Origin of the sequence: Rhodococcus sp. IEGM 1318 (assembly GCF_033142465.1) — a bacterium.
GTDB lineage: Bacteria > Actinomycetota > Actinomycetes > Mycobacteriales > Mycobacteriaceae > Rhodococcus_F > Rhodococcus_F qingshengii_B.
Map to the genome: position 1 here is coordinate 380,897 of NZ_JAWLSC010000003.1, position 22,745 is coordinate 403,641.

Annotated in this window: 24 protein-coding genes and 2 pseudogenes; 13 read left to right on the forward strand and 13 right to left on the reverse strand. The window is 62.7% G+C overall.

Annotated elements, in window-relative coordinates:
- From R4P65_RS10070 to R4P65_RS10085, 4 genes and pseudogenes are all read left to right on the forward strand, one after another.
- Complete coding sequence (locus R4P65_RS10070; protein WP_317826376.1) at window positions 1–885, forward strand: metalloregulator ArsR/SmtB family transcription factor; 885 nt, start codon at window positions 1–3, stop codon at window positions 883–885.
- A gap of 68 nt (window positions 886–953) precedes the next feature.
- Window positions 954–1,340, forward strand: a complete 387-nt coding sequence (locus R4P65_RS10075; RefSeq protein ID WP_230813486.1) for an ArsR/SmtB family transcription factor — start codon at window positions 954–956, stop codon at window positions 1,338–1,340.
- Window positions 1,337–1,600: pseudogene (locus R4P65_RS10080) on the forward strand (arsenic resistance protein); the annotation flags it as partial. The gene R4P65_RS10075 and the pseudogene R4P65_RS10080, both read left to right, overlap by 4 nt.
- Window positions 1,601–1,671: 71 nt before the next feature.
- Window positions 1,672–2,085, forward strand: a complete 414-nt coding sequence (locus R4P65_RS10085) for an arsenate reductase ArsC (RefSeq protein WP_317826377.1) — start codon at window positions 1,672–1,674, stop codon at window positions 2,083–2,085.
- 21 nt (window positions 2,086–2,106) lie between these two features.
- Here R4P65_RS10085 and R4P65_RS10090 read toward each other — a convergent pair whose 3' ends face one another.
- Genes R4P65_RS10090 through R4P65_RS10100 form a run of 3 tightly spaced genes read right to left on the reverse strand, consistent with a single transcriptional unit; the run spans window position 2,107 to window position 4,864 of the window.
- Window positions 2,107–2,238: a hypothetical protein gene (locus R4P65_RS10090; RefSeq protein WP_256922339.1), complete on the reverse strand. Its 132-nt coding sequence runs from the start codon at window positions 2,236–2,238 to the stop codon at window positions 2,107–2,109.
- Complete coding sequence (locus tag R4P65_RS10095) at window positions 2,235–2,825, reverse strand: TetR/AcrR family transcriptional regulator (protein ID WP_317826378.1); 591 nt, start codon at window positions 2,823–2,825, stop codon at window positions 2,235–2,237. The genes R4P65_RS10090 and R4P65_RS10095 overlap by 4 nt, the downstream gene beginning before the upstream one ends.
- Window positions 2,826–2,866: 41 nt before the next feature.
- Entirely contained in the window at window positions 2,867–4,864 is a 1,998-nt protein-coding gene (locus R4P65_RS10100) for an MFS transporter (protein WP_230813482.1), read from the reverse strand.
- A gap of 195 nt (window positions 4,865–5,059) precedes the next feature.
- Here R4P65_RS10100 and R4P65_RS10105 point away from each other — a divergent pair, with 195 nt between their 5' ends.
- The 3 genes from R4P65_RS10105 to R4P65_RS10115 are packed head-to-tail and all read left to right on the forward strand — an operon-like array spanning window position 5,060 to window position 6,348.
- Complete coding sequence (locus tag R4P65_RS10105) at window positions 5,060–5,254, forward strand: DUF1918 domain-containing protein (RefSeq protein WP_317826379.1); 195 nt, start codon at window positions 5,060–5,062, stop codon at window positions 5,252–5,254.
- 57 nt (window positions 5,255–5,311) lie between these two features.
- Window positions 5,312–5,935: a TetR/AcrR family transcriptional regulator gene (locus R4P65_RS10110; protein WP_317826380.1), complete on the forward strand. Its 624-nt coding sequence runs from the start codon at window positions 5,312–5,314 to the stop codon at window positions 5,933–5,935.
- Window positions 5,936–5,991: 56 nt separating this feature from the next.
- The gene (locus tag R4P65_RS10115; protein ID WP_317826381.1) at window positions 5,992–6,348 is read left to right on the forward strand and encodes a PLD nuclease N-terminal domain-containing protein; all 357 of its coding nucleotides are present in this window, start codon (window positions 5,992–5,994) and stop codon (window positions 6,346–6,348) included.
- 1 nt (window position 6,349) lies between these two features.
- Here the strand turns inward: R4P65_RS10115 and R4P65_RS10120 are convergent, their stop codons facing one another.
- Window positions 6,350–7,240, reverse strand: coding sequence for a LysR family transcriptional regulator (locus R4P65_RS10120; RefSeq protein WP_317826382.1), 891 nt, complete (start codon window positions 7,238–7,240; stop codon window positions 6,350–6,352).
- Window positions 7,241–7,323: 83 nt separating this feature from the next.
- Between R4P65_RS10120 and R4P65_RS10125 the strand changes: the two genes are divergently transcribed.
- Entirely contained in the window at window positions 7,324–8,220 is an 897-nt protein-coding gene (locus R4P65_RS10125) for an EamA family transporter (protein ID WP_317826383.1), read from the forward strand.
- Window positions 8,221–8,239: 19 nt separating this feature from the next.
- Here the strand turns inward: R4P65_RS10125 and R4P65_RS10130 are convergent, their stop codons facing one another.
- Complete coding sequence (locus R4P65_RS10130) at window positions 8,240–8,833, reverse strand: TetR/AcrR family transcriptional regulator (RefSeq protein WP_317826384.1); 594 nt, start codon at window positions 8,831–8,833, stop codon at window positions 8,240–8,242.
- Window positions 8,834–8,903: 70 nt separating this feature from the next.
- On the opposite strand from R4P65_RS10130, the gene R4P65_RS10135 reads away from it, so the two are divergent.
- Window positions 8,904–9,335 carry a PaaI family thioesterase gene (locus R4P65_RS10135; RefSeq protein ID WP_317826386.1) on the forward strand — a complete coding sequence of 144 codons (432 nt, stop codon included), beginning with the start codon at window positions 8,904–8,906 and terminating at the stop codon, window positions 9,333–9,335.
- On the opposite strand, the gene R4P65_RS10140 is transcribed toward R4P65_RS10135, so the two are convergent.
- The 5 genes from R4P65_RS10140 to R4P65_RS10160 all read right to left on the reverse strand — a co-directional run bounded on the left by R4P65_RS10140 (window position 9,325) and on the right by R4P65_RS10160 (window position 17,297).
- The gene (locus tag R4P65_RS10140; RefSeq protein WP_317826388.1) at window positions 9,325–10,254 is read right to left on the reverse strand and encodes an NADP-dependent oxidoreductase; all 930 of its coding nucleotides are present in this window, start codon (window positions 10,252–10,254) and stop codon (window positions 9,325–9,327) included. The two genes, R4P65_RS10135 and R4P65_RS10140, sit on opposite strands and share 11 nt — an antisense overlap.
- Before the next feature lie 66 nt (window positions 10,255–10,320).
- Complete coding sequence (locus R4P65_RS10145; protein WP_317826389.1) at window positions 10,321–11,133, reverse strand: mycofactocin-coupled SDR family oxidoreductase; 813 nt, start codon at window positions 11,131–11,133, stop codon at window positions 10,321–10,323.
- Between the two features lie 94 nt (window positions 11,134–11,227).
- Window positions 11,228–13,594 carry a malto-oligosyltrehalose synthase gene (treY, locus tag R4P65_RS10150; RefSeq protein ID WP_317826390.1) on the reverse strand — a complete coding sequence of 789 codons (2,367 nt, stop codon included), beginning with the start codon at window positions 13,592–13,594 and terminating at the stop codon, window positions 11,228–11,230.
- A 13-nt stretch (window positions 13,595–13,607) separates the two neighbouring features.
- Entirely contained in the window at window positions 13,608–15,947 is a 2,340-nt protein-coding gene (gene glgX, locus R4P65_RS10155) for a glycogen debranching protein GlgX (protein WP_317826391.1), read from the reverse strand.
- Between the two features lie 57 nt (window positions 15,948–16,004).
- Window positions 16,005–17,297, reverse strand: coding sequence for an adenosylmethionine--8-amino-7-oxononanoate transaminase (locus tag R4P65_RS10160; protein ID WP_317826392.1), 1,293 nt, complete (start codon window positions 17,295–17,297; stop codon window positions 16,005–16,007).
- 38 nt (window positions 17,298–17,335) lie between these two features.
- On the opposite strand from R4P65_RS10160, the gene R4P65_RS10165 reads away from it, so the two are divergent.
- The 3 genes and pseudogenes from R4P65_RS10165 to R4P65_RS33135 form a co-directional block, all read left to right on the forward strand.
- Complete coding sequence (locus R4P65_RS10165) at window positions 17,336–18,481, forward strand: 8-amino-7-oxononanoate synthase (RefSeq protein WP_317826393.1); 1,146 nt, start codon at window positions 17,336–17,338, stop codon at window positions 18,479–18,481.
- Entirely contained in the window at window positions 18,478–19,161 is a 684-nt protein-coding gene (gene bioD, locus R4P65_RS10170) for a dethiobiotin synthase (RefSeq protein ID WP_317826394.1), read from the forward strand. Before R4P65_RS10165 ends, bioD begins: the two co-directional genes overlap by 4 nt.
- Window positions 19,162–19,392: 231 nt before the next feature.
- Window positions 19,393–19,821, forward strand: a pseudogene (locus R4P65_RS33135) (sensor domain-containing diguanylate cyclase); the annotation flags it as partial.
- A 14-nt stretch (window positions 19,822–19,835) separates the two neighbouring features.
- Here R4P65_RS33135 and R4P65_RS10175 read toward each other — a convergent pair.
- Window positions 19,836–20,039 carry a hypothetical protein gene (locus R4P65_RS10175; RefSeq protein WP_317826395.1) on the reverse strand — a complete coding sequence of 68 codons (204 nt, stop codon included), beginning with the start codon at window positions 20,037–20,039 and terminating at the stop codon, window positions 19,836–19,838.
- A gap of 20 nt (window positions 20,040–20,059) precedes the next feature.
- On the opposite strand from R4P65_RS10175, the gene R4P65_RS10180 reads away from it, so the two are divergent.
- The gene (locus tag R4P65_RS10180) at window positions 20,060–20,764 is read left to right on the forward strand and encodes a GGDEF domain-containing protein (protein ID WP_317826396.1); all 705 of its coding nucleotides are present in this window, start codon (window positions 20,060–20,062) and stop codon (window positions 20,762–20,764) included.
- A gap of 55 nt (window positions 20,765–20,819) precedes the next feature.
- On the opposite strand, the gene R4P65_RS10185 is transcribed toward R4P65_RS10180, so the two are convergent.
- Together R4P65_RS10185 and R4P65_RS10190 are read right to left on the reverse strand one after the other, a co-directional pair.
- The gene (locus R4P65_RS10185) at window positions 20,820–22,202 is read right to left on the reverse strand and encodes a tripartite tricarboxylate transporter permease (RefSeq protein ID WP_317826397.1); all 1,383 of its coding nucleotides are present in this window, start codon (window positions 22,200–22,202) and stop codon (window positions 20,820–20,822) included.
- Window positions 22,199–22,690: a hypothetical protein gene (locus tag R4P65_RS10190; protein WP_230813465.1), complete on the reverse strand. Its 492-nt coding sequence runs from the start codon at window positions 22,688–22,690 to the stop codon at window positions 22,199–22,201. Before R4P65_RS10190 ends, R4P65_RS10185 begins: the two co-directional genes overlap by 4 nt.
- Window positions 22,691–22,745 lie beyond the last annotated feature (55 nt).

Below are 22,745 nucleotides of genomic sequence, written 5' to 3' on the forward strand. Positions count from 1 at the left end.
ATGGCATCGCTGCAGAATCCGACGGTGCGCGTCGGTGATTCGGGCCAGGATCGGGTTGTTTCTTCCGTGCTCGCGCAGGGCGATGCCGATACCTACGCGCAGTGGTTCGCGTGCCTTGCCGAACCGATGCGTGTTCGACTGCTTCACCGGGTGGCGAGCGCGTCCAGCGGAATTACCGTCGGTGCGCTCGCGGGGTCGTTGGGGATCGGGCAGCCGACGGTGTCACATCACCTGCGCAAGCTCGCCGATGTGGGTTTTGTGACCATGCGTAAGGAAGGGACAAGCACAGTCGTCGCGATGAATCCGACGTGCTGCGTCGCTCTACCGCAGGCGGCCGACGTGGTGATGGGGGTGCTTGCGCCGCGCCCGTGCTGCCCGAGTGATCTGCCGGACGATGTCACTGTCCGGGCGATGGCCGACGACGACTGGGATGCGGTTCTACGGATTTACGGCGAGGGCATCGACACTCGAAACGCCACCTTTGCCACCGAGGTTCCCGCGCGTGAGCATCTCCAGGAGCGGTGGCTGTCGCAGCACCGGTGGGTGGCGACTGTCGAAGGTGTCGTTGTCGGTTGGGCTGCGTTGAGTCCGGTTTCCGAGCGTGACTGCTACCGCGGGGTGGCGGAAAACTCCGTGTACGTCGCGGACGGAATGCGTGGTCGGGGTGTCGGAAAAGCGTTGTTGCGCAAGCAAGTCATGGCCGCCGATGTCGACGATCTCTGGACACTGCAGACGTCGATATTTCCCGAGAATCGCGCCTCCATCTCACTTCATCATTCGGCCGGGTTCAGAACTGTCGGTCTCCGCGAAAAGATTGCCCAGCTCGACGGTGTCTGGCGTGACACCGTTCTGCTCGAACGACGTGCGGTGACCGTCTCCGATTGAGAGACCTGGATCGGGTGGCCGCGCGCCGCTCGATTGCGCGTTGATTCGAGTTCTGTCAATATCGAATTATGTCGAATCAAGTTGTGGTGGAGACCGGCGCTTGCTGCTCCCCGCTCGTGCGTGAGCCGTTGACCGAGGATTGGGCCGGTGACCTGTCTCGGATGTTCAAGGCCCTCGGCGATCCGGTTCGCCTCCGTCTGTTGAGCTTGGTGGCCAGCCATGAGGGTGGGGAGGCCTGCGTCTGCGACATCTCGGATACGTTCGACTTGTCCCAGCCGACGATTTCGCATCATCTCAAGGTGTTGCGTCAGGCCGGTTTGCTCGACTGTGAACGTCGCGGGACCTGGGTGTACTACTGGGTGATTCCTGCTGCACTGCAGCAGCTCTCGGCTGTGCTCCTGGTTGAAGGCTCGATCGTGACCGCAGTGGACGCGTGCGCGGAGGTCACCGCATGAGCAACACCGCTGCGACTACCGAACACCGCGCAGTGGTCGGAAAACTCTCCACCCTCGATCGCTATCTGGCGGTCTGGATCGGGGTGGCCATGGTCGTCGGCCTGCTGGTCGGGCGCTGGATTCCCGGTGTGAACACTGCCCCGGAGAAGGTGCAGATCGACGGCATCTCACTGCCGATCGCCCTCGGTCTGCTGATCATGATGTACCCGGTGTTGGCGAAGGTCCGCTACGACCGCCTCGACACGGTCACCGGGGACAAGATTGTCTCCCTTGCTCTGCGTAAACGCTTTGCCGTCAAAGACGTTTCATCCAGTCGAGAAAGAGCGGGTTCATGAGCAAACCATCGGTGTTGTTCGTCTGCGTCCACAATGCCGGCCGATCTCAGATGGCTGCCGGTTTCCTGAGTCATCTCGCGGGTGACACCATCGAGGTCCGTTCCGCTGGGTCTGCACCCGCCGAGACCGTCAATTCCGCTGCAGTTGAAGCGATGGCAGAGCTCGGAATCGACATCTCCGCTCAGTCTCCGAAGATTCTCACCGTCGATGCTGTCCAGGATTCCGATGTCGTGATCACGATGGGCTGCGGTGACACGTGCCCGATTTTTCCCGGCAAGAGCTACCGAGACTGGGTTCTCGACGATCCCGCTGGCCAGGGCATCGATGCGGTCCGCCCGATCCGCGACGAAATCGAGCGACGAGTCCAAGCCTTGATCGCTGAACTCGCTACTGCCGCGAAGTCTCCCTGACCGATCGGCGAATCGACGGGATCATTCGTCTGCTGGCTCGATGTGTTCGGCACCAAGGACCGAGAGTCGGTATTCCTGTGCGTCCTGCTCGGTTTCGAAATCCTTCTCTTCGAGAAGATTTCGATCAGCGTCGAGGTATCGGTAGGTAGTCATCCCTCCACCGTGCCACTGATGTCCGATTCTTGCTCGGAGACAGGGACTGTTTCGTCGACGATCGTTTGCACGAGACTCCCGTAGTGCCGGACCAGATCCTTCGACGGCAACGAGTCCTCACCGAGGAGGTCGAGGGTCCGCATCCCGGTGGCAAGCCCGAGCAGTAGTGAGACAACCAGTTGGCTGCGCACCAGATCGGGCGAGTTGTCGCCGATGCGCCGGGCGATCCCGTGTACGTAGCGTTCCTTGATCTCGGCCCGGGCGGCGTCCGGGTCCGGGGCTTCGTGCACGAGTATGGCGAGCATCGCCCACGGGTCAGTTTCGTCGGCTTCCCTGCGGACGACGAGTTTCTCGACCAGTCTGTAGCCGATGTCACCGGAGGTATCGTCATGCGGCGCCTCGTCCACCGGAGGTGTCGATGGGATCGCTGCCGAATACAACCGAGCTTTGCTCCCACATATCTTCATGACCAGGGCAGGGGAGTAGCCGGCCACTGCAGCGACATCCTTGATCTTCGTCGATGCGTATCCGCGTTCTGCGAAAAGGGTTTTCGCTGCTGTGAGGATGCGGTCCTCGGCAGTACTCATGTCAAGCCTTTCTCACTGCCTGATGCTCGCACGGTGGGTGCTCACACTGGTGTCAAGGGCTCTGCGTCCAGGGGAACGTCGAAGTCGATGACGGTGGACTGCGCGATCACCGCGATCTGCCGCGCCAGTGTGCCGTGTCCGCTCGCGGTCAATGCGGTCAGGATGTATCGACCGGATGTCGGGAGCGCGATTCCATAGTGGCCGGCTCCGTCGGTGACGGTGGATGCGACGAACTCGCCAGTCGGTTTCGTGAGTGTGACGACAGTTCCCGAAGTTGTTTGCCCGTCCACGCCGACCTTGCCGGAGATAGTGAGGCGCTCACCGAGTTCGACGGTGTGCGTCGATTGTGCGCTGTCGAAAGCGATCACCTGCGACCTCGGGGACCAGCCATCGGCACTCGTTACCATCAGGTACCGTCCTGGCTGAGGTAGAGCGAGGGAGAAGTTGCCCTCGTTGTCGGCGCGACTCCAGTCGATCGGCCGACCCTCCATGTCCATCACGGTGACAACTGCCTGCCGGATCGGTCGACTGTCCGCTCGGACGACACGACCGGCAACCACGATCTCGGTATCGCTCACTGCCGCGTATGGAAGCTCGAATCCCTCCGGCGTCACCGGGCGAAGTGCCGTTTCCGGTTTCGCACCGCGGCGAGGAATGAATGCGGCGGCCGCGGCAGCAGCCACGGCGGCGAGGGCGGCGAGCCAGAAGATGTTCTTGAAAGCATCGATCGACGGAAGGCCCTCGCCGGGTCCGGACGGGATGACCATCGAGGTGAGCATGGCGGCGACCACGGCGCTGGAGATCGAGGTACCGACCGAGCGAAGGAGCGAGTTGAGGCCGTTCGCCGATGCGGTTTCGGTGATCGGGACCGAGCGCATGATCAGCATCGGCATCGCGGAGTAGGCGATCGCAGTTCCGATGCTGACCACCGCCGCACTGATGATGATCAGCGCGATCGAGCCGGTCAGGAACACGCGCGCGATGTAGGCGAGCGCGAGCACCGTGCCGCCGACGATCAAGGTGGTTTTGGCGCCGTATCGTTTGGTGATGTTCGCTGACACGGGAGCGAAGAAGACCATCGCCAGTCCTGCCGGAATCATGCACAGTCCGGCTGCCATCACTCCCAGCTCGAAGCCGTACCCGGAGATCTTCGGCATCTGCAGCTGTTGAGTGGTCGAGAGGTTGTTCGCGTACATCGAGAAGCCCACGAGGATCGAGGCGACGTTGGTCAGTAGAACCGGCCGCTTGGCCGACGTTCGCAAGTCGACCATCGGTTGGGTGACGCGGAGCTCGTAAGGGAACCACAGCGCAAGCGTGACGATCCCGATGACGAACATCAGCAACGTCGGTTCACTGGTCCATCCCCAGCGGGCGCCCTTGGAAATTGCCAGAAGAAGTGCCGCAAGCGAAACCGAGAGCATGACTGCGCCGAGGAAGTCGAACTTGCCACGGGTACGAACACTTGATTCCGGGACTACGACCGCTACCGCGATGATCAGCAGAACGCCCACGATTGCCGAGAGCCAGAAGATGGCCGGCCAGCCGAGATGTTCGAAGATCAACCCCGACAGCGGGAGTCCGAGTGCGGCGCCGACTCCGAGAGTCGCGCTCATCAACGCGGTCGCCGACGCCACCTTCTCCTTGGGGAGTTCGTCGCGCATGATGCTGATTCCGACCGGGATCATCGAGATGGCAAAGCCTTGAAGACCGCGTCCGACAAGTAGGGAAATGAAGTTACCGCCCATCGCTGCGACCAGGGAACCGACCACGATCATCGTCATCGAGATCAGCATCATGCGTCGTTTTCCGAACATGTCTGCCAGACGGGAGACGATCGGGGTGGCGACGGCACTGGTCAGCAGGGTGACGGTGACGAGCCAGGACGCGTCGTCAGCGCTGACGCCGAGGATCTTCGGAAACTCGGGCAACAACGGAATGACCATCGTTTGTTGGAGTGCGACCACGGTGCCGGACAGACAGAGGACTGCGGTGATGAGCCGACTCGAACGGCGGGGGGTTGGAGACGAGTGCAATGCCAAGAGACGATCCTTCGCGAGGCGCGGGGTGAACGGTAATTCACCCCAGAGTGAATCACTGTTCACCTCCAATTGTCATGCCGGGTGATTGTGTCTTCACTCACGATCTCGATGACGCTGTTGGTTTCCTTGCCGGTTTCGCGGGAACAACGACAGTGGTGTTCTGTGCCTGCGTTGGGCGGGCGACAAGGAGGAGTGATGCGTGCCGAAGTAGGTGACCGCCTTCATGTTCAGGGGCGAGTGGTCGGTCAGTCCGAGGTGACCGCCGAAGTTCTCGAAGTTCACGGCGATGACGGGGGGCCGCCGTATCTGGTGAGGTATCACAACGGGCACGAGGCGCTCGTGTTTCCCGGTAGTGACGGTTGGATCGACCACCCCGGAAAAGGCTCCTGATCTGAGCAGTTCTTTCCATGCATGGCTGTTGCATCGAATGCGGCTAGAGTGTGCGCAATGGAGGGGAAACGCCAATATCACTCCCGCGTGCGCGAGGCCTCTGCGCAGCGAACCCGAGAACTCATTCGTGATGCGGCACAGGCTCTGTTCGTGCGAGACGGGTACGTCAGCGCCACTGTCAAACAGATTGCCGACGCCGCCGGCGTGGCCAATCGGACCGTGTTCACAGCGTTCCCCGGTGGAAAGCTCGAGATTTTCGAAGCGGCACTCACCGAGGCCCTCGACGCTGAGTGGGTTCCTCTCGGCGCGCCGAGTTCGGCCTCGGACCCTGACGACGTTCGGGGGATCGTCTCCCAGATCGTGGCGCAGGGCATCGGGCTGCTCGAACGCGCCGGCGCGCTCATGATGGTCACAGTGGAATCCTCCGGTGCCGATTCCGATATGCGTCGTCTGTCTGAGGAATCAGCCGAGCAATCGGCAGTCAACGCGATGTCGATAGCGGAGGGTCTGTCGGAGCACGGTTTGCTGAGGCCGGAAATTTCGCTCGACAAGGCCGCCGGAATCCTTGCCGCCTTCGTCTCGCCTCAGCTTCACCAGCAATTGCGTCGTGTCAGCGGTTGGGACGTCGACGCGTATCGAACGTGGCTCGAGTTCAACATTCGCCAGAATCTAATGTACTAATCGGTCTGTTTTAGTTAGCATGGCGAGGGTTTTTATACTCGGGAGGAATCGCCAGCGTGCCCTATGCCTTGTTCGGCCTCATTACGATGCTGCTCTGGATCTTTTGCATCGTCGACGCCATCACGAGAGACGACGCCTATATCCAGTACCTACCCAAGGTCGTCTGGATTCTGATCATCATCTTCCTTCCCACGTTGGGGTCGGTGCTGTGGCTGGTGGTCGGTCGCGGGCAGAACGCACCGCGTGGGTACGTCGGCCCAACCGGTTACGGCGAATACGAGCGTCCGGGACGCGCCGTTGCGCAGGATCCGGCGGCGGACGAAGCCTTCCTGCGTCAGTGCCGCGAGCGTGCGGAAGAGCAGCGTCGAATTGCCATGCAGCAGCGCCGCGACGGCGACGCTGATAGGAGGTGAGTTATCGGTAGGCCGTGAGTCGGTCCAGTACGAGCCGAAGCGGCGGCCACGACGATCGGCCGCGACGCGTCACCGCATACGCGGTGAGGATGACAGGCGGATCTGTCAGCGGCACGACGCGTACGCCGTTGCGGGTCTTGCGTTCGAGCGGCATCAGCCCCACGCCGTAACCACTGAGGATCAAGAGTTCGACCAAGTCGAGACTGTCGATCTGGTGCGTGATCCGAGGGGTGAACCCGGCCAGCGACGCGAGGGTTCGCACAGCGCGCTCGTCTGCGGTGTTGCGTGAGTTCACTATCCATGACGTGTCTGCGAAGGCGCGGAGATCGATTCCGGATTCTGTGGACTTGTCGGGAGCTTGGGCGTCGTCGGGAACACACAGTCCCCACGGCGTCGACCAGAGCGGAATTGCCTCGAGTAGAGGGCTTGGCGACGCGGGGGCGAGGTTGTAGTCGTAGGTCAGTGCGAGGTCGAGGTCGTCGCGCTCGAGGAGTGCAAAAGCCTCGACGGGTTCGTATTCGCAGATCACCACGTCCACCTGTGGATGACTTCGCTGCAGGCTTTGTGCGACGGGGAGCATCGCGCTTCTGATGGCAGTCGCGAATCCGCCGACTCGCAGAGTCCCCACCGGTTCTGCGTCCGGATCGAGGTCGAGCCGAGCGGCGTCGAGAGCCGCCAGGATCGTGACGGCATGATCGGCAAGTCGTTGTCCGGCAGGCGTGAGGCGAACGCGTCGGCCTTCCGGCTCGATCAACACGGTACCGGTTTCCGTAGTCAGGGCCGCGAGCTGTTGGGACACCGTCGACGTCGTGAGGTTGTGAGCTTCGGCGACGGCGCGCATCGAACCAAGACGCGAGAGTTCTAGGAGGAGATGGAGTCGACGAGTTTCCATCCCTTGATCATTCACTAATCGTGAACATTATGTGGCTCAAAATCGCGTGGACGCGAACGGTTGTTATCCCGTTCAATTCAGCTATGGATACGAGAGCGCGAGCCGGCGTCGGCCTGGCTGTTCTGGCGATGTTGTGCGTGCAGCTCGGGCTCGCCGTGTCGGTGGGTCTGATCGATCAGCTCGGCGCAGACGGAGCAGCGTGGGTCCGACTCGCCTGGGCAGGCATCATTCTTCTGATCATTGTCAGACCCCGGCCGTCTGCGTTCACCCGCAAGGCGTTTCTGGCCTGCGTGGTCCTCGGTGTGGTCACCGCCGGGATGACGCTCCTGTTCATGGCGGCTGTGGAGCGCCTTCCGCTGGGAACGGCAAGCGCGTTGGAGTTCTTGGGTCCGCTGACAGTTGCATTGCTGCGGGGGCGTGGCCGCGTTCTGTGGCCGGTTCTGGCGGGCGTGGGCGTCGTGCTTCTCACCGAACCGTGGGCGGGCACGGTCGACCTGGTCGGCGTGGCTTATGCACTCGGTGCCGCACTCTGCTGGGCGATGTACATTCTGCTCACCCAGCGTGTCGGCGACGAGGTTGCCGGTATCAACGGGCTGGCGGTGTCGATGGCGGTTGCCGGACTGGCAGCGACAATTGCGGTGGGGCACTCGGCCGTTGGGCGACTGACCCCGCACCTGATTCTCGTGGGACTCGGGCTCGCGATTTTGCTGCCCGTCGTCCCCTTCGCCTTGGAGATGGTCTCGTTGCGCAGGCACTCCACGGCGGCGTTCGGCACGCTGATGAGTCTCGAGCCTGCGTTCGCTCAGCTCATTGGTTTGGTTGTGCTGCATCAGGTACCGAGCATTCTGGCTGTGGCCGGTATCGCTTGCGTCGTCGTCGCCGGTGTCGGCGCGGCCCGAGGTGGTGCTCGAGGTGGGGCAGAAAAGTCCGCTGACCCACCCTCCGATTCCGAGCGAACGTACCTTTCGGCGCCTTCATGAGACCGAGAGTGCCGTTCGCTCAGGTCGCGTTCGCTGCCGCGATCGCGCCATCGAACAAGTCGGCGACTTCGCCGAGGGAGTCGAGAATCGGCTGACCTGATCGTTCGACGCGAGCCCGCACCAGCGAACCCTCGAGCGCGGACACCGCAAGGACGGCAAGTCGTTGCGCTCGCGTACGTGCGACGCCGGACTCGACCAGTGAGTCGCGCAGTAGCGAAGTCCACTGTCGGTAGACCGCCTGTCCGGCGGCTGTCACGCTCTCCGAATCTGGGGCAAGTTCCAACAACACCGTCGTGATCGGCGAGCCTTCGTGGAAGTCCGAATCGCTGACCCATCCGGTGAGCAACCGCGCGTATTCGCGCAGCAGCGATCCGGCGCCTGATTGGCTCTCGGCGAGTTCGGTCAGAGTGTCGGTGACCAACTGCCCGCCGACGCGGACGACTTCTTCGCCGATTTGCTCTTTGCCGCCGGGAAAGTAGTGGTAGAGCGAACCTTTCGGCGCCCCGCTCGACTTGAGGATCTCGTTGAGGCCTGTTGCCGCATATCCCTGGCGGCGAAACAGATCGGCCGCAGCTCGTACAAGTGCGTCGCGGTGTTTCGGGGGAGTTGCCACGAGTTGGAGCATAAACACCCCAGCGATCCACCACAATCTATGTAGACTGGTCTACATGGAAAATTCGGAGATGCTTGAACAATTGCGCGCGGTCAACGCGTCGGCGGCCTTCAATCGGTGGGCGGGCTTCGAGGTCACGGAAGCAGAATCGGGTCGCGTGCGCCTGCGGCTCGAGTGGCGTGAGGATCTCGGCCAGTACTCGGGACACCTGCACGCTGCGCTCGTGGCGGGGCTCGTGGACACCGCGTGTGGGTTTGCCGCCTTCACCCAAGTGGGCGTAGTGGCGGCATCCAACTGTGCGGTCAACTTCGTGAGCCCAGGAGTCGGAACCGCATTCGTCGCCACGGCACGCTCGGTCAAGGCCGGGCGTAAGCAGGTGTTCGTCACTGCCGAGGTACATGCCGAACGCGAAGGCGAATCCGTGCTCGTCGCGTTCGGCACCACTCTGTTGGTTCCACTCGCCGCTCAGTCTCAGGGAACCCCAGGCAAAGTCAGGGAATGAGGATGAACTTCCCGGCGGGATGAGAACTCTGTAACTCGGTGTGAGCGAGCGCGACGTCCGTCATTGGGAAGGTCTTGGCGATCTTCACGATGAGGTGTCCGGATCCGGCTTGTTCGACCAATTCGGATCGCGCCTTCAACCGGGCTTCGGCGCTCGCCGGATTACCGCCGCCTACGGAAGCGAAGCCGTCGGTCTGAGCTCGCCCGAACGCGACGATGGTGACGATGCGACTCTTGTCGGTGACCAAAGCCAGAGATGCATCGACGGCTTCGTCCGTTCCGGCGGTGTCGAATGCCGCATCGACGCCGTTCGGTGCGAGTTCACGAATACGCGCTTCGAGTCCTTCGCCGTAGAGGACTGGCGTCGCGCCGAGTGAACGCACGTAGTCCTGATTGGAGGCTCCCGCGGTGCCGATCACGGTGGCTCCACGAGCAGCTGCCAGCTGGACGGCAATCGCGCCGACGCCGCCGGACGCGCCGTGGATGAGGACGGTATCGCCGGAGCCGACTCGTATCGTGTCAAGGGCGTCGACTGCAGTTACGCCGACAAGAAGGAGGCCGGCCGCCTGTTCCCAGCTGATGCCGGCGGGCTTCGCGGTGATCGAGGAGACCGGAACGACTACCTGTTCGGCGTACAGACCGTTGCCAGGGCTGACGATCACCTCGTCGCCGACGGCTACTTCGGTGACACCGTCGCCGACGGCCGAGACGACACCCGCTGCCTCGCCGCCGAGGCGGATCGGAAGTTTCTCGTGGTCGGTGCCGAATGCGCCGCTGTAGAGCTTGAAGTCGAAGGGGTTCACGCCGATCGCTTTGACATCGACCAGGACTTCTCCTGACTCAGGCGAGGGTAGATTCACGTCAACCAGCTTCAGGACCTCGGGCGTTCCGTATATCTGCGCTACAACAGTTTTGGTCATGTGTCGCGCAACCGTCCTCGGGGAAGCGATATTCCCCGAGGACGGGACAAATTCGAGAAGATTCGATCAGCGGATCAGCGTTCCCAGATCCAGTGGCATTGCGATCCCCGTGATGTGGTGGGCTTCGTCGGAACCGAGGAACGCGACGGCGGCTGCAATGTCCTCGGGCCGGCTGACGGGATCGGGCAAGGTTTGCATGAAGATCGGGCCGAGCGTGTGAGCGTTTGCGTCGATGAGCGGCCGCATGTCCGTCATCTGCATGCCGGTTTCCACGCCGTGCGGGTGGATGGTGTTGACCCGAATGTTGTACTGCCCCAATTCCGAGGCCATCGTCTTGGCCAGACCGGTGATGCCGTGTTTGCTCGCGACGTAATGGCCGAGGAAGGGAAGCCCACGCAGGCCGGCGACGGAACTGGTGAAGATGATCGAGCCACCGGTGCCTTGCTTGATCAGGTGCGGGATCGCTGCCTTTGCGGTGTGGAAGACGCCGGTCAGGTTGACGTCGAGCGTTTCCTGCCACTGCTCGGGCGTGATTTCCCACGACATGTTGGCAGAGCAGATTCCGGCGTTCGCGACGACGACGTCGAGGCGCCCTAATTCGTTGATGCCGGCCGCGAGCGCCGCGGACAGAGCAGCGAAGTCGCGGACGTCTGTCTTGGTGGCGACAATTCGACGGTCCAGTGCCTTGACCAGTTCTACGGTTTCGGCCAGGTCGTCTTCGGTGGCGCCGGCATACGAGGTGGATTCGAACTGAACACACGCATCGACGGCGATGATGTCTGCGCCCTCTTCTGCCAGACGGACAGCTTCAGCGCGCCCCTGACCGCGGGCTGCTCCGGTGATGAAGGCAACTTTTCCGGTGAATCGACTGGCAGCCATGCTCAAACCTCCGAATAGTGGTGACGATCTGCTCTTCGGAAGTTAGCGCGACGAAGTTCTTTTCGGGTCGGAATGCCCAGTCAGCGGAAACCGCTCAGCTCATCCTGGTCAACAGGGCACATGGCCCGGCGGCGAAGACATCGCGCGCATCGGCGGACGCGACGGGTTGTCCGCTCAGTGCGTCGACCCATTCGCCATCGGGAAGGTCGATTCGTGTGTCTCGCCAGCCGTGCGACGAGAGTCCGAGCGAATGCCGCGTCGCCAGAGCCACGACCATGGGTGGATCTCCCGCGGGGCCGCGCGAGAAGCCGACCAGATGACCGGATCCGGAACCTGAGGCGAAGACCGGCCGATACGCGCCGCGTTCGAACCACGCGGGGTTCTCACGCCGCAGTGTCAGTGCCGTGCGAACGAGGTGCAATTTTGCAGTCCCTGTCGCGTCGATCGGCGTGCCACCGGTATCGAGGAGGGAACGCCTCACCGCGTAGTCGACAACGCGCCGGTTGTCCGGGTCGACCAACGAGTCCTCCCACAGCTCAGTGCCCTGATAGACGTCGGGAACGCCGGGCCCGAGGAGTTGGAGCAGCTTTTGGCCCAGGGAGTCCGACCAGCCGTGACGAGCGATCCGGCCGACGAACTCGCTGACCGAATCACCGACCGGACCGTCGATCACCTCGTCGATCCACCTGTGCACGTCCGATTCGAAGTCGACGTCCGGATCGTTCCAGGAAGTCTTTGCGCCGGATTCGCGGACAGCCTTCTCTGCATAGGCGTGTATACGCTCGCGCAGCTCGGGAACCGAGGCCGCCGAACGCCCGTCGGCCGGCCACACGCCGATGATGTTCTGCCACAAGAACAATCCGGTCAGCGGATCAGGGCTGGGGCAGACGTTTTCCCACTCGCGAATCAGCCGGGACCACAGGGTCGGCACCTGAGACACAACACCGATCCGTGCCCGCACGTCCTCGCCGCGTTTGGTGTCGTGAGTGGACAGACTCGTCATCGCGCGCGGCCACAGCTTCGCTCGGTCCGCGTTGTGGAGATGGAATTCGGCGACGGAGACGGCAAGTGATGCCGGGTTGCCGCCGACTTCCTGACGTGAGACCAGTCGCGCCGTCCGATAGAAGAGTCGATCTTCGACGGACTTCGCCATGACGGCGCCGCACACCTGCTGGAAGCGAACCGCCGCTTCACCGCCGTTCACCAGTGACTGCGACAGCACGTTGAACGCCGCTTCATGCCCAGGAGCCAGTTCGTGCATGTCGCCGACGATGCGAGCGGCTAAACCGGCAAGGGGACTGTAGTCGGATCGATATACCGGCATCCGGGCGATCGCGACGACGACTGCGTCGTTCAGTTCGGTCTCACTGCAACGACTTCCGGTTTCGCGTCGGATTGCGCGCACGAGCCTGCGAACCTCGGGTGCCAGGTCACCGCGCCCGGTGTCGCGTTTGAACTGACGTTCGGTGTGATGCAACCACGTACTGTCCCCGTCGGCGCCGGTCAGATCTGCCGAGAGTTCGGTCAGTTCGAGTTCGGCGGCGGGATCGACGAAAATGCTGCCCAGCTGATTGAGGGCGTCGTATCCGGTGGTGCCGTCGATCGGGAGCAGCGGATCGAGTGGCTCAGTGTGGCCGAGGATCTTTTCGATCACGAGCCACTGATCTGGTCCGATCAGTTCTCGCAGGCGCCCGAGATATTCCGCCGGATTTGCCAGTCCGTCCGGGTGATCGATGCGAACGCCGTCGATCAGTCCTTCGTCGACCCACGACTTCACTTGCCGATGGCAGAGTTCGAAGACTTGGGGGTCCTCCTGGCGCAGCGCAGCGAGTTCGTTGACGGCAAAGAACCGTCGGTAGTTGATGATTCCGGCGTTCCACGGTACGAGTCGGTACGACTGCCTGGCGTGGACCTCCTGTGGAGATCCGAGTTCGGTGCCGGCCGCGACGGGGAAGCGGTGCTCGTAGAACGCGAGAAGTGTTTCCTCACCGTCTTTCTCGACGGTCAGTGCGTTGAGATCGTCCGGGCTGCCCAGTACTGGGAGCGAGACCTTACCCTCGGCGCCGTTGGCTCCGTTGTCCTCGACCCAATCGATGTCGAAGAAGTCTGCGTACTCCGACGACTGCCCGTGCGTGAGAACGTCCCACCACCAGGCATTTTCGCGAGGTTTGGCGACACCGACATGGTTGGGGACCAGATCGACGATCAGGCCCATCCCACGTGATCGAACCGCGCGCGAGAGCTCCACCAAAGCCTCGCGGCCACCAAGTCCTTCAGACACGGTTGTCGGATCGGTGACGTCGTAGCCGTGCGTCGACCCGGACGTCGCAGTGAGGATGGGGGAGAGATAAAGATGTGAGACCCCCAGTGCCTCGAAGTAGTCCACCTGTGCGGCCGCATCACGAAGAGTGAATGCATCCGGTCGCAACTGCAGTCGGTAGGTGCTGGTTATCGGGGCCATGTGCACGTCTCCCTCAGGCGGTTCTGCGAAGTACCGTCAATGCTCGCGCTTTTACATCCAATGTCGTTCCGGCTTTGATCACGGTGTCGCTCTCACCGGTGGGGACCGAGGTGTCGAGTACGACGGTCCACTCCGACGCGTAGTCCGCGTTGGGGGTGGAGAATTCGAGATCTTCGTAGTGGGCGTTGAAACAGAGAAGGAACGAATCTCCCGTGACGCGCTCGCCGCGGTAGTTCGGTTCCGGGATCGCGTCACCGTTGAGAAAGACAGCCAACGACTTGCCGAAACCGCTGTCCCAGTCGGCCGGAGTCATCTCCTCGCCCGACGGTGTGAGCCAGGCGATGTCGCGACTTTGATCGCCACTTCGAATAGGTCGACCCTCGAAGAATCGACGACGCCGGAAGACGGGGTTCTTGGCGCGCAAGGCAATTGCGCGCTTGGTGAACTCGACGAGATCCGCGTTGGTTTCCGCGAGAGTCCAATCCATCCAGGACAGTTCCGAATCCTGGCAGTAAACGTTGTTGTTACCCTGCTGAGTTCGGCCCATCTCGTCGCCGTGAGCGAGCATCGGGGTGCCTTGGCTGAGCATCAGCGTCGCGAGAATATTCCGGCTCTGACGTCCACGCAGTTCGAGGATCTCCGGGTCGTCGGTGGGGCCTTCGACGCCGCAGTTCCACGATCGGTTGTGCGATTCGCCGTCGTTGTTGTTCTCACCGTTGGCTTCGTTGTGCTTCTCGTTGTACGAGACGAGGTCGTGCAGGGTGAAACCGTCGTGAGCGATGACAAAATTGATGCTCGCGCCAGGGCGACGTCCGGTGGCCTCGTAGAGATCGGAGGATCCGGTGAGGCGGGAAGCGAACTCGCCCAGCGTTGCCGGCTCACCGCGCCAGTAGTCACGGACGGTGTCGCGGTACTTGCCGTTCCATTCGGTCCACAGGCCGGGGAAGTTGCCGACCTGGTAACCGCCTTCGCCGACGTCCCACGGTTCGGCGATCAGCTTCACCTGACTGACGATCGGATCCTGTTGTACCAGATCGAAGAAGGCGGAGAGGCGGTCCACGTCGTGCAGTTCACGGGCGAGTGTGGAGGCCAGGTCGAAGCGGAAACCGTCGACATGCATTTCCGTGACCCAGTACCGCAGCGAGTCCATGATTAATTGCAGCGTATGCGGATGACGGGCGTTGAGGCTGTTGCCCGTTCCGGTGTAGTCCATGTAGTGCTCTTCGTCGCCGTCGACCAGGCGGTAGTAGGCGGCATTGTCGATGCCGCGGAAGCTGATGGTCGGCCCCATGTGGTTGCCCTCGGCGGTGTGGTTGTAGACCACGTCGAGGATCACTTCGATACCCGCCTGGTGGAAGCTACGCACCATGGCCTTGAATTCCGCGACTGCCGCATCGGGTTTTGCTGCCGAGGAGTAGTCGGTATGAGGCGCGAGGAAGCCGAAGGTGTTGTAACCCCAGTAGTTTCGCAATCCCTGGTCGAGCAGCACCTGGTCGTGCATGAACTGGTGGACCGGCATCAGTTCGATCGCCGTGACACCCAGATTGGTGAGGTGCTCGATGATCACCGGATGCGCGAGTCCGGCGTAGGTGCCGCGCAACTCCTCCGGAACTCCGGGGTGCGTCGCGGTCATGCCCTTGACGTGCGCTTCGTAGATGACCGTCTCGTGGTACGGACGCTTCGGCGAGTGGTCGGACGCCCAATCGAAGAACGGATTGATGACGACGGTCGACATCGTGTGGCCGAGCGAATCATGTTGGGGGAAAGGGATGGTGGCGGGTTCGTCGACGAATGGTCCTGGGTCGAAGGGTTCGGGCTCGAGGATCTCGTCCGATTTCTGATCGCCCGTGGGCGACTTGTCTTCGAGGCCCACCTCGCCCGATTCGGCTTCCGAACTCATTTCGTCGGTAGCCTCTTGCGGCTCCACGGCAGGAGTTTCGTCGTCTCCTGAAGGTTCGGGGTCCGCCGCCGATTCGACGTCGTACGAGAACAGCGAACGGTCTCCGTCGAAGTCTCCGTCGAACGCTTTTCCGTACGGGTCCAGCAGGAGTTTGCTCGGATCGCATCGCAGACCTGCAGCCGGGTCGTACGGCCCGTGCACGCGGTAGCCGTATCGCTGGCCGGGGGATACGGACGGAAGGTACGCATGCCAGACGTAACCGTCGACCTCGTCCATCCGAATCCGGGTTTCGGTTCCGTCCTTGGCGATCAGGCACAGTTCCACGGCTTCGGCGACCTCGGAGAAGAGCGAGAAATTGGTCCCCGCACCGTCGTAGGTGGCACCGAGTGGGTACGCACTGCCAGGCCATACCGGGATGGGAGTGGCTGAGGTCTCGCTCGGCGGTTGATCCATGAATCAGACCCTATCGGGTGCAGCCGATCGAATCTTGTCGACTGTCTACGCCGCTGATCACCGTTTTGCCTGGCTGCGGGCGGTTGCAAGCATTCCGGCTGTGATCTGTTCCACCTCTGCCTCCGAGCAGAGGTAAGGCGGCATCGCGTAGACGAGGTTTCGGAACGGTCGTAGCCAGACGCCGGCGTCGACGGCTGCATCGGTCGCGCTCTGCATGTCGACCGGCTGTTCGAGTTCGATCACTCCGATTCCGCCTTTGACGCGGACATCGACGACCCCGGGAATGGTGACGCCTTCGGCGAGGCCACGAGCGAGACCATGTTCGAGGGCAGCGACGTCACGCCGCCAGTCCATCGCGAGCAGGAGTTCGGTCGACGCGACCGCGACGGCGCACGCGAGTGGATTGCCCATGAAGGTGGGGCCGTGCATCAGCCCGCCGCCGTCACCGGCGGTGATGGTCTCCGCTATCTCCGTGGTGCACAGCGTTGCCGCCAGGCTCATGTACCCGCCGGTCAGTGCTTTGCCGACGCACATGACGTCGGGAGTGACGCCGGCGTGATCGGCGGCGAACAGTTCTCCGGTGCGTCCGAATCCGGTGGCTATCTCGTCGAAGACCAAGAGGACTTGGTATTTGTCGCAGAGGTTACGTAGGTCGATCAGGTATGCGGGGTCGTGGAAGCGCATTCCGCCGGCGCCCTGGACTACCGGTTCGACGATCACCGCGGCCAGTTCTTCGTGATGCTCGGCCAACAGCGCTTCCAACTCCTGTGCGTACTCGGGTCGATAGTCCGCGGGGGGAGTCTGCGCGAAGACCTGCGCGCGCAGGACATCGGTCCAGAGAGAGTGCATGCCGCCGTCGGGGTCGCAGACGCTCATGGGGGTGAAGGTGTCGCCGTGATATCCGCCGCGCCAGGTCATCAAGCGATTTTTCGACGGCTTTCCGAGGCTCCGCCAGTACTGCAGGCACATCTTCACGGCGACCTCGACGGCCACCGAACCGGAATCGGAGAGGAACACCTTGTCGAGGTGATGTGGTGTGATGTCGACGAGCATTCGCCCGAGGCGAGCGGCGGGTTCGTGCGTCAGTCCACCGAACATGACATGGCTCATCTTGCCCAGCTGTCGCGCGGCCGCGGCGTCGAGCACGGGATTGCGGTAGCCGTGAATGGCGGCCCACCACGAGCTCATCCCGTCGACCAGTCGCCGGCCGTCGGAGAGCGTGAGGGTGGCCCCCTGGGCAGAGTCGACGATCAGCGGACGAGTCGACGCGGGAAACGATCCGTACGGGTGCCAGAGGACATCGGCATCGATGGCGGAGACGTCATGAGGATCAAGTCCGGTTGTGAGCACGGATGCACCCTAACCATTGAGTTGAACGGTGTTCAAGTATGGTCGGAAAAGTGAACACCTCGCTGAATTGGCTCACTGCCGTCGAAGCGGATCGTAGGGCCGCTGGACTGCGCCGCGAACTCCGTCCGCGCACGGTCGACTCCCCGCTGATCGACCTGGCGTCGAACGACTACCTCGGACTGGTGCGGCACCCTGACGTGATCGAGGGCGCTACGGAGGCTCTGCGCCGTTGGGGCGCAGGCGCCACTGGTTCGCGTCTGGTCACCGGAACCACCACCGAACACGAACTGCTCGAAGTCGAACTGGCGGAGTTCGTCGGGGCGGACTCCGGTCTCGTGTTCTCCTCCGGATACACCGCCAATCTCGGCGCGGTGACGGCCCTCTCGGGGCCCGGGTCGTTGATCGTCTCCGACGCAGGATCACATGCCTCGCTCGTGGACGCCTGCCGACTGTCACGCGCGCGGATAGCCGTTGCCCCGCATTCGGACGTGAACTTTCTCGCCGACACGCTGCGCACCAGATCCGAAGAGCGAGCGCTGGTCGTCACCGATTCGGTCTTCAGTGCCGACGGAGATCTCGCTCCGCTGCGGGAGATACATCAGGTGTGCCGCGAACACGGCGCGATTCTGCTGGTCGACGAGGCGCACGGCATCGGTGTGCGCGGTGCCGGTGGACGCGGACTCGTTCACGAGTCGGGCTTGGCCGGTGAACCCGACGTCGTCGTGACGGCGACGTTGTCGAAGTCGCTCGCCAGCCAGGGCGGAGTTGTACTTGGCGACAACAAGATCCGCGCGCATCTCATCGACGCGGCAAGAACGTTCATCTTCGACACCGGTCTCGCACCGGCTGCCGTCGGCGCGGCCAGGGCTGCACTCGCCGTCCTCCAGCGTGAGCCGACGCGAGCGCTCGACGTCCTGGCCCGGGCGTCCGAACTCGCCGACGTCACCGGGGCCCCATCGCCTGAATCTGCCGTCGTCTCGGTCGTTCTCGGTGATCCGCAACGGGCGTTCGATGCCGCGTCGGCGTGCCGAGACCAGGGGCTGCACGTCGGATGTTTCCGGCCACCGTCGGTACCGGAAGGAACGTCGCGCTTGCGCCTGACTGCACGAGCAACGCTGTCCGCTGCCGAAATGGAGCAGATCTCACTCGTACTGCGCGAAGTATTGGCAGGTGCCCGCGCATGAGCATTCTCGTAGTGACCGGAACGTCGACCGACGTGGGGAAAACAGTGGTGACGGCAGCACTGGCCTCGGTAGCCCTGCAGTCGGGTAAGTCGGTCGCTGTGCTCAAACCGGCGCAGACCGGCGTCGACGTGGACGGTGCGGGTGATCTGGCCGAGATCGAGCGTCTGACCGGTGGCGGTGTGACACTGGTCGAGTTGGCGCGGTATCCCGAACCTTTGGCACCCGATACTGCTGCGCGCAGAAGTGGTCTCCCGTTGTTGGCGCTCGACGACGTGGTCCGGGTCGCTTCCGACCTGGACGCAACTCGAGACCTGACTCTGATCGAAGGCGCCGGCGGCTTGCTGGTCCGGTTGGGGACAGACGGGTTCACCGCGCGTGATCTTGCCGCGGCTTTGTCAGCCCCGGTCTTGCTGGTGGTTGCCTCCGGCCTGGGCACGCTCAATCACACTGCTCTGACAGTGGAAGCGCTCGGGGCATCCGGCGTGGACTGCGCCGGGTTGGTGATCGGTTCGTGGCCACAGGAACCGGACCTGGCCGAGAGGTGTAATCGCGAGGATCTGGTCTCGGTCAGCGGCGCCCCCCTTGTCGGAGCAATGCCGGCCGGTAGCGGCAGCGCGAGTGCCCGAGAGTTTGCTCAGACAGCTTGGTCTGCGCTCGGCAAGTCTCATTTGGCCAACTAGAGCCGTAACATCCGATTTGTCTGCATCGATAGCCAAAGGCACAGCGGGGCGCCTTGATTTCGGCGCCCCTCGCGTACGAATCCGGTCGGTATATTTCGGCCGGCGTCTTGGGCGACCCAGAGTCCTGGGTGCCCGAGTCACCGATCGTGGTTGTCGAATTGTGAGTTGGTCAGTCGAACGTAGGTGGTGAGTACGGTCGGAAGATTGTCGTCATCGGCCGTTCGCCGCGCAGTGCTCATCGGTGTTGTTGTCTTCGTCTCGTGCCTGGTCGGGATTCTGAGCCGCCTACCCGGCACGCTTGCTGTCTTCTGGCCGGCCAACGCGCTGCTGCTCGGGATTCTCTTTCGGTCGCCGCGTTCCGCGACACCGCTCACCTGGATCTGCGTAGTGGCAGGTTATGTCGGAGCCGACCTGATCACCGGCGGGGCGTGGGAGTCCACGGTGTGGCTCAACGCGGCCAACATCGTCGGGGTCGCGAGCGGCTTCTACGCCTTTCGCTGGGTTGACGGTGAGAATCGTCGTCTGTCCAGTATTCAGTCTGTCGGATATCTCGTGTCGATGACGGTGGTCGGCGCGTCGATGGCAGCGCTCGTCGGCGGAATCGCAAACCGCGTGCTGTTCGGCGGACAGTGGTGGGACGGCTGGTTGCTCTGGTTCTCGAGTGAGTTCGTCAACTACATGACCATCGTCCCAATGGTGCTGACGTTCCCCTCGCTTCGGCGAGTTGATCGAGACCCGAAAGCTGTTGCCGCACTTTTGCGTCGATCGCTCGTTCCGACAGCGCTCCTGGCGATCTGCATCATTTTGGAGTGGGTGATCGGCGGCGCCGGAGCGATCGCGTTCGCCATGCCCGCGCTCGTGACTGCAGCCTTGCTCACCAATGTTTTTTGTCACGTCGATGCTCACAGCCGTATCAACTGCCTGGACGTTGGTGCTGACGGCCGACGGTCATCTCGGATTGTCCAGCGAAGGCCTCTCGCCCGTCAGTGCGTCGGTCCAGATCGGATTGTCGCTGCTGGCGGTAGCGCCGATCGCGGTGGCATGTGTGATCCTCGAGCGCCGCCGCGCGCTCGAGGCGCTGACACAAGCCGTGACCCACGACGATCTCACCGGTGCGTTGCGGCGGGACGAGTTCTTGCGGCGAGGCGGCGGCGTGATGGGTGCGATCGATCCGCGTCGACGCTCCGGACGTCCGGTCAGCGTCTTGATGATGGATCTGGATCACTTCAAGCTGGTGAACGACAACCTCGGTCACCGCGCCGGCGACACCGCGTTGGTGAGTTTTGCCGATCAGGTCCGGCGGAACCTCGATGACAAGCATCTGTTCGCCCGCTTGGGCGGCGAGGAGTTCGTCGTTTTGATGACAGGTGTCGATCTGGAAGGTGCAACCGCAACGGCCGAGATGATTCGACGCGCGCAGGCGGAGAATTCGTCAGCAGTGTTGGGCGACCTCGGGCCGACCGTCAGCATCGGTGTCGCGTGTTCGCCCCACGGCGACGCAGATCTGACGCAACTGGTCGACTGCGCCGACGAAGCCTTGTACGAAGCGAAGAAACACGACCGGAATCGAACGGTCTCGCTGACGCTCGGAGACGTCACGTAACCCGTGCGGACCCGCAGTGTTTGCAGGTCCGCACGGGTTGGTGGTGTCGAGAGATTCAGAAGAGGTTGATCAGTGCCGGAACGCTGAACAGGGCGACGTAGTAACCCATGAACAGGACACCGCCGTGAATCTTGAACAGACGCCCGAGAAGGCCACCGACCAGGCCGACGGTCACGGTGATCAGGAGGCCCAGGATGCCGCCCTCCCAGATGCTGATGACGACGACGAGTCCCGTGAACACCGCGATCACAGCTTCGTGACTGATGTGCTTGACCACCGCTGACGCAGCGCGGTACGCGTAGTTCATGGCAAACGGATATGCGATGACCGTTGCCGTGACCACTGCCAGCAGGCCGTAGAGCAGGAACTCCCACTGCGTCAGGTACGTGGAGAGATTGTTGATCACTCCGGTTTCCTGATTGGTCTCGAAAACCGGCGGAGCGTTGAAGAGAGGTGCCGCGGGACCTGCCGCGAGCGGGCTGAGCGGGAGGCCGAACGCCACGAGCGGGATGAGGGTTTCTGCGATGTAGGTGGATTCCGTCGTACCGTTTTTCGCCGAGACCATCGTGGTCAGTCGGTGATAGCCGTTTTTGATCCGCGCACCTACCAGCTCACCCATCAGAACGGTCATGGCGACGGGGCTGAAGACGAACGTTGCGCTCGATACCGTGGAAGCGGCTGCGGTGTAACCGATCTGCTTGCGATCGAGGACCTTCAGGGGATTGGGGAAGTATCCCTTCCATCCCTTGATGTCCGGCGCCAGTGCAACAGTTTTGGGTTCACTGCGCTCCATGTCCTTACGGGTCGACGGACCCAAGGTCAGTGCGAGGTCCGCGATCAGCGGCCCGACTGCGATGGCAAGGAAGTAGCTGATGTTGAGCGACACATCGTAATTCGACGTCAACGCGCGGGCGCCGAGGATCAAGATGACGAAGGGAACGAGAGCGACGACCCCGGCCCAGCGGCCCGGCGAGGCGTAGGCGATACCGATGGCGGCGACCAGGAAAAGCCAGGGTGCTATCGATTGAACGGTGTCGGCGAACGGCGCGAGGATGGTCGCGAACAGGACGGCAACCGGCACAGCGACGAACGCCGAGATCACCGCTCCCGAAATAGCCTTGCGCAGTGCGATGTGCGGGATGCCGAGTGAGCGCATCATCTGCGCCTCCGGCAAAAGCGGAATCGCCATCGTGTCACCGGGAATGCCCAGCAGCATCGTCGGCACCGCGTGCGTCATGTGTTTGGCGATCGCGCCGGAGAGGAAGAACGTGAACACTGCGGCCGGGGGAGCGCCGAGCAGGATCACGAGCAGCGTCAGTGGCGCGATGGTGGCGGTCTCGTCCGTGCCGGAAATCAATCCGATGAACGTGAATGCGACCGCGCCGATGATGCCGAACAGAACGGCAATCAGAATTTCGTTGGTCAGGACCGAACTCATGCGCGCCCACCGTCCTTCGGTGCGTTCGAGGCCGGTGCGTGCTCGGCCTCGGCGGCGGCGAAATGGTCGTACAGACCGAGTTCGCGAAGTTCCTGTTGGCTCTGCTCCGGAATGTCGGCGAGAGTGCCCAGACCCTGGCGTTGTTCACTCATCATCGTGATGACGCCGTCGATCGACTCCGCGTCGGCGGCCGCCAAGGCGACTATCCTCTTCGGCTTGATGAAGATTCCGCAGACGACGCCGGCGAGCAGGCAGGCCGCGATCCCGACCAGCAGGCTGTACGCCTGGGCCAACGACGGTTCATTGACAATCCGTTCGAACAGTTCCTGGGCCGCGAGAAGGGCCGAAGCGCCGACGACACTGCCGACCAGGACGGAGATCGCGAGGTGTCGACCGTTGACGGTGTCGCCCCAGACTTCGAGGTACGTCTGCTGCTCGGTCGGCTCGGTTGTGGTGGTCGGCGTCGTTGCCGACTGCGGTGGTGACATCAGTTTTCTCCAGTGTCATGCATGGCGAGGGGCTTGCGAGGTGGGGGACTTGCGA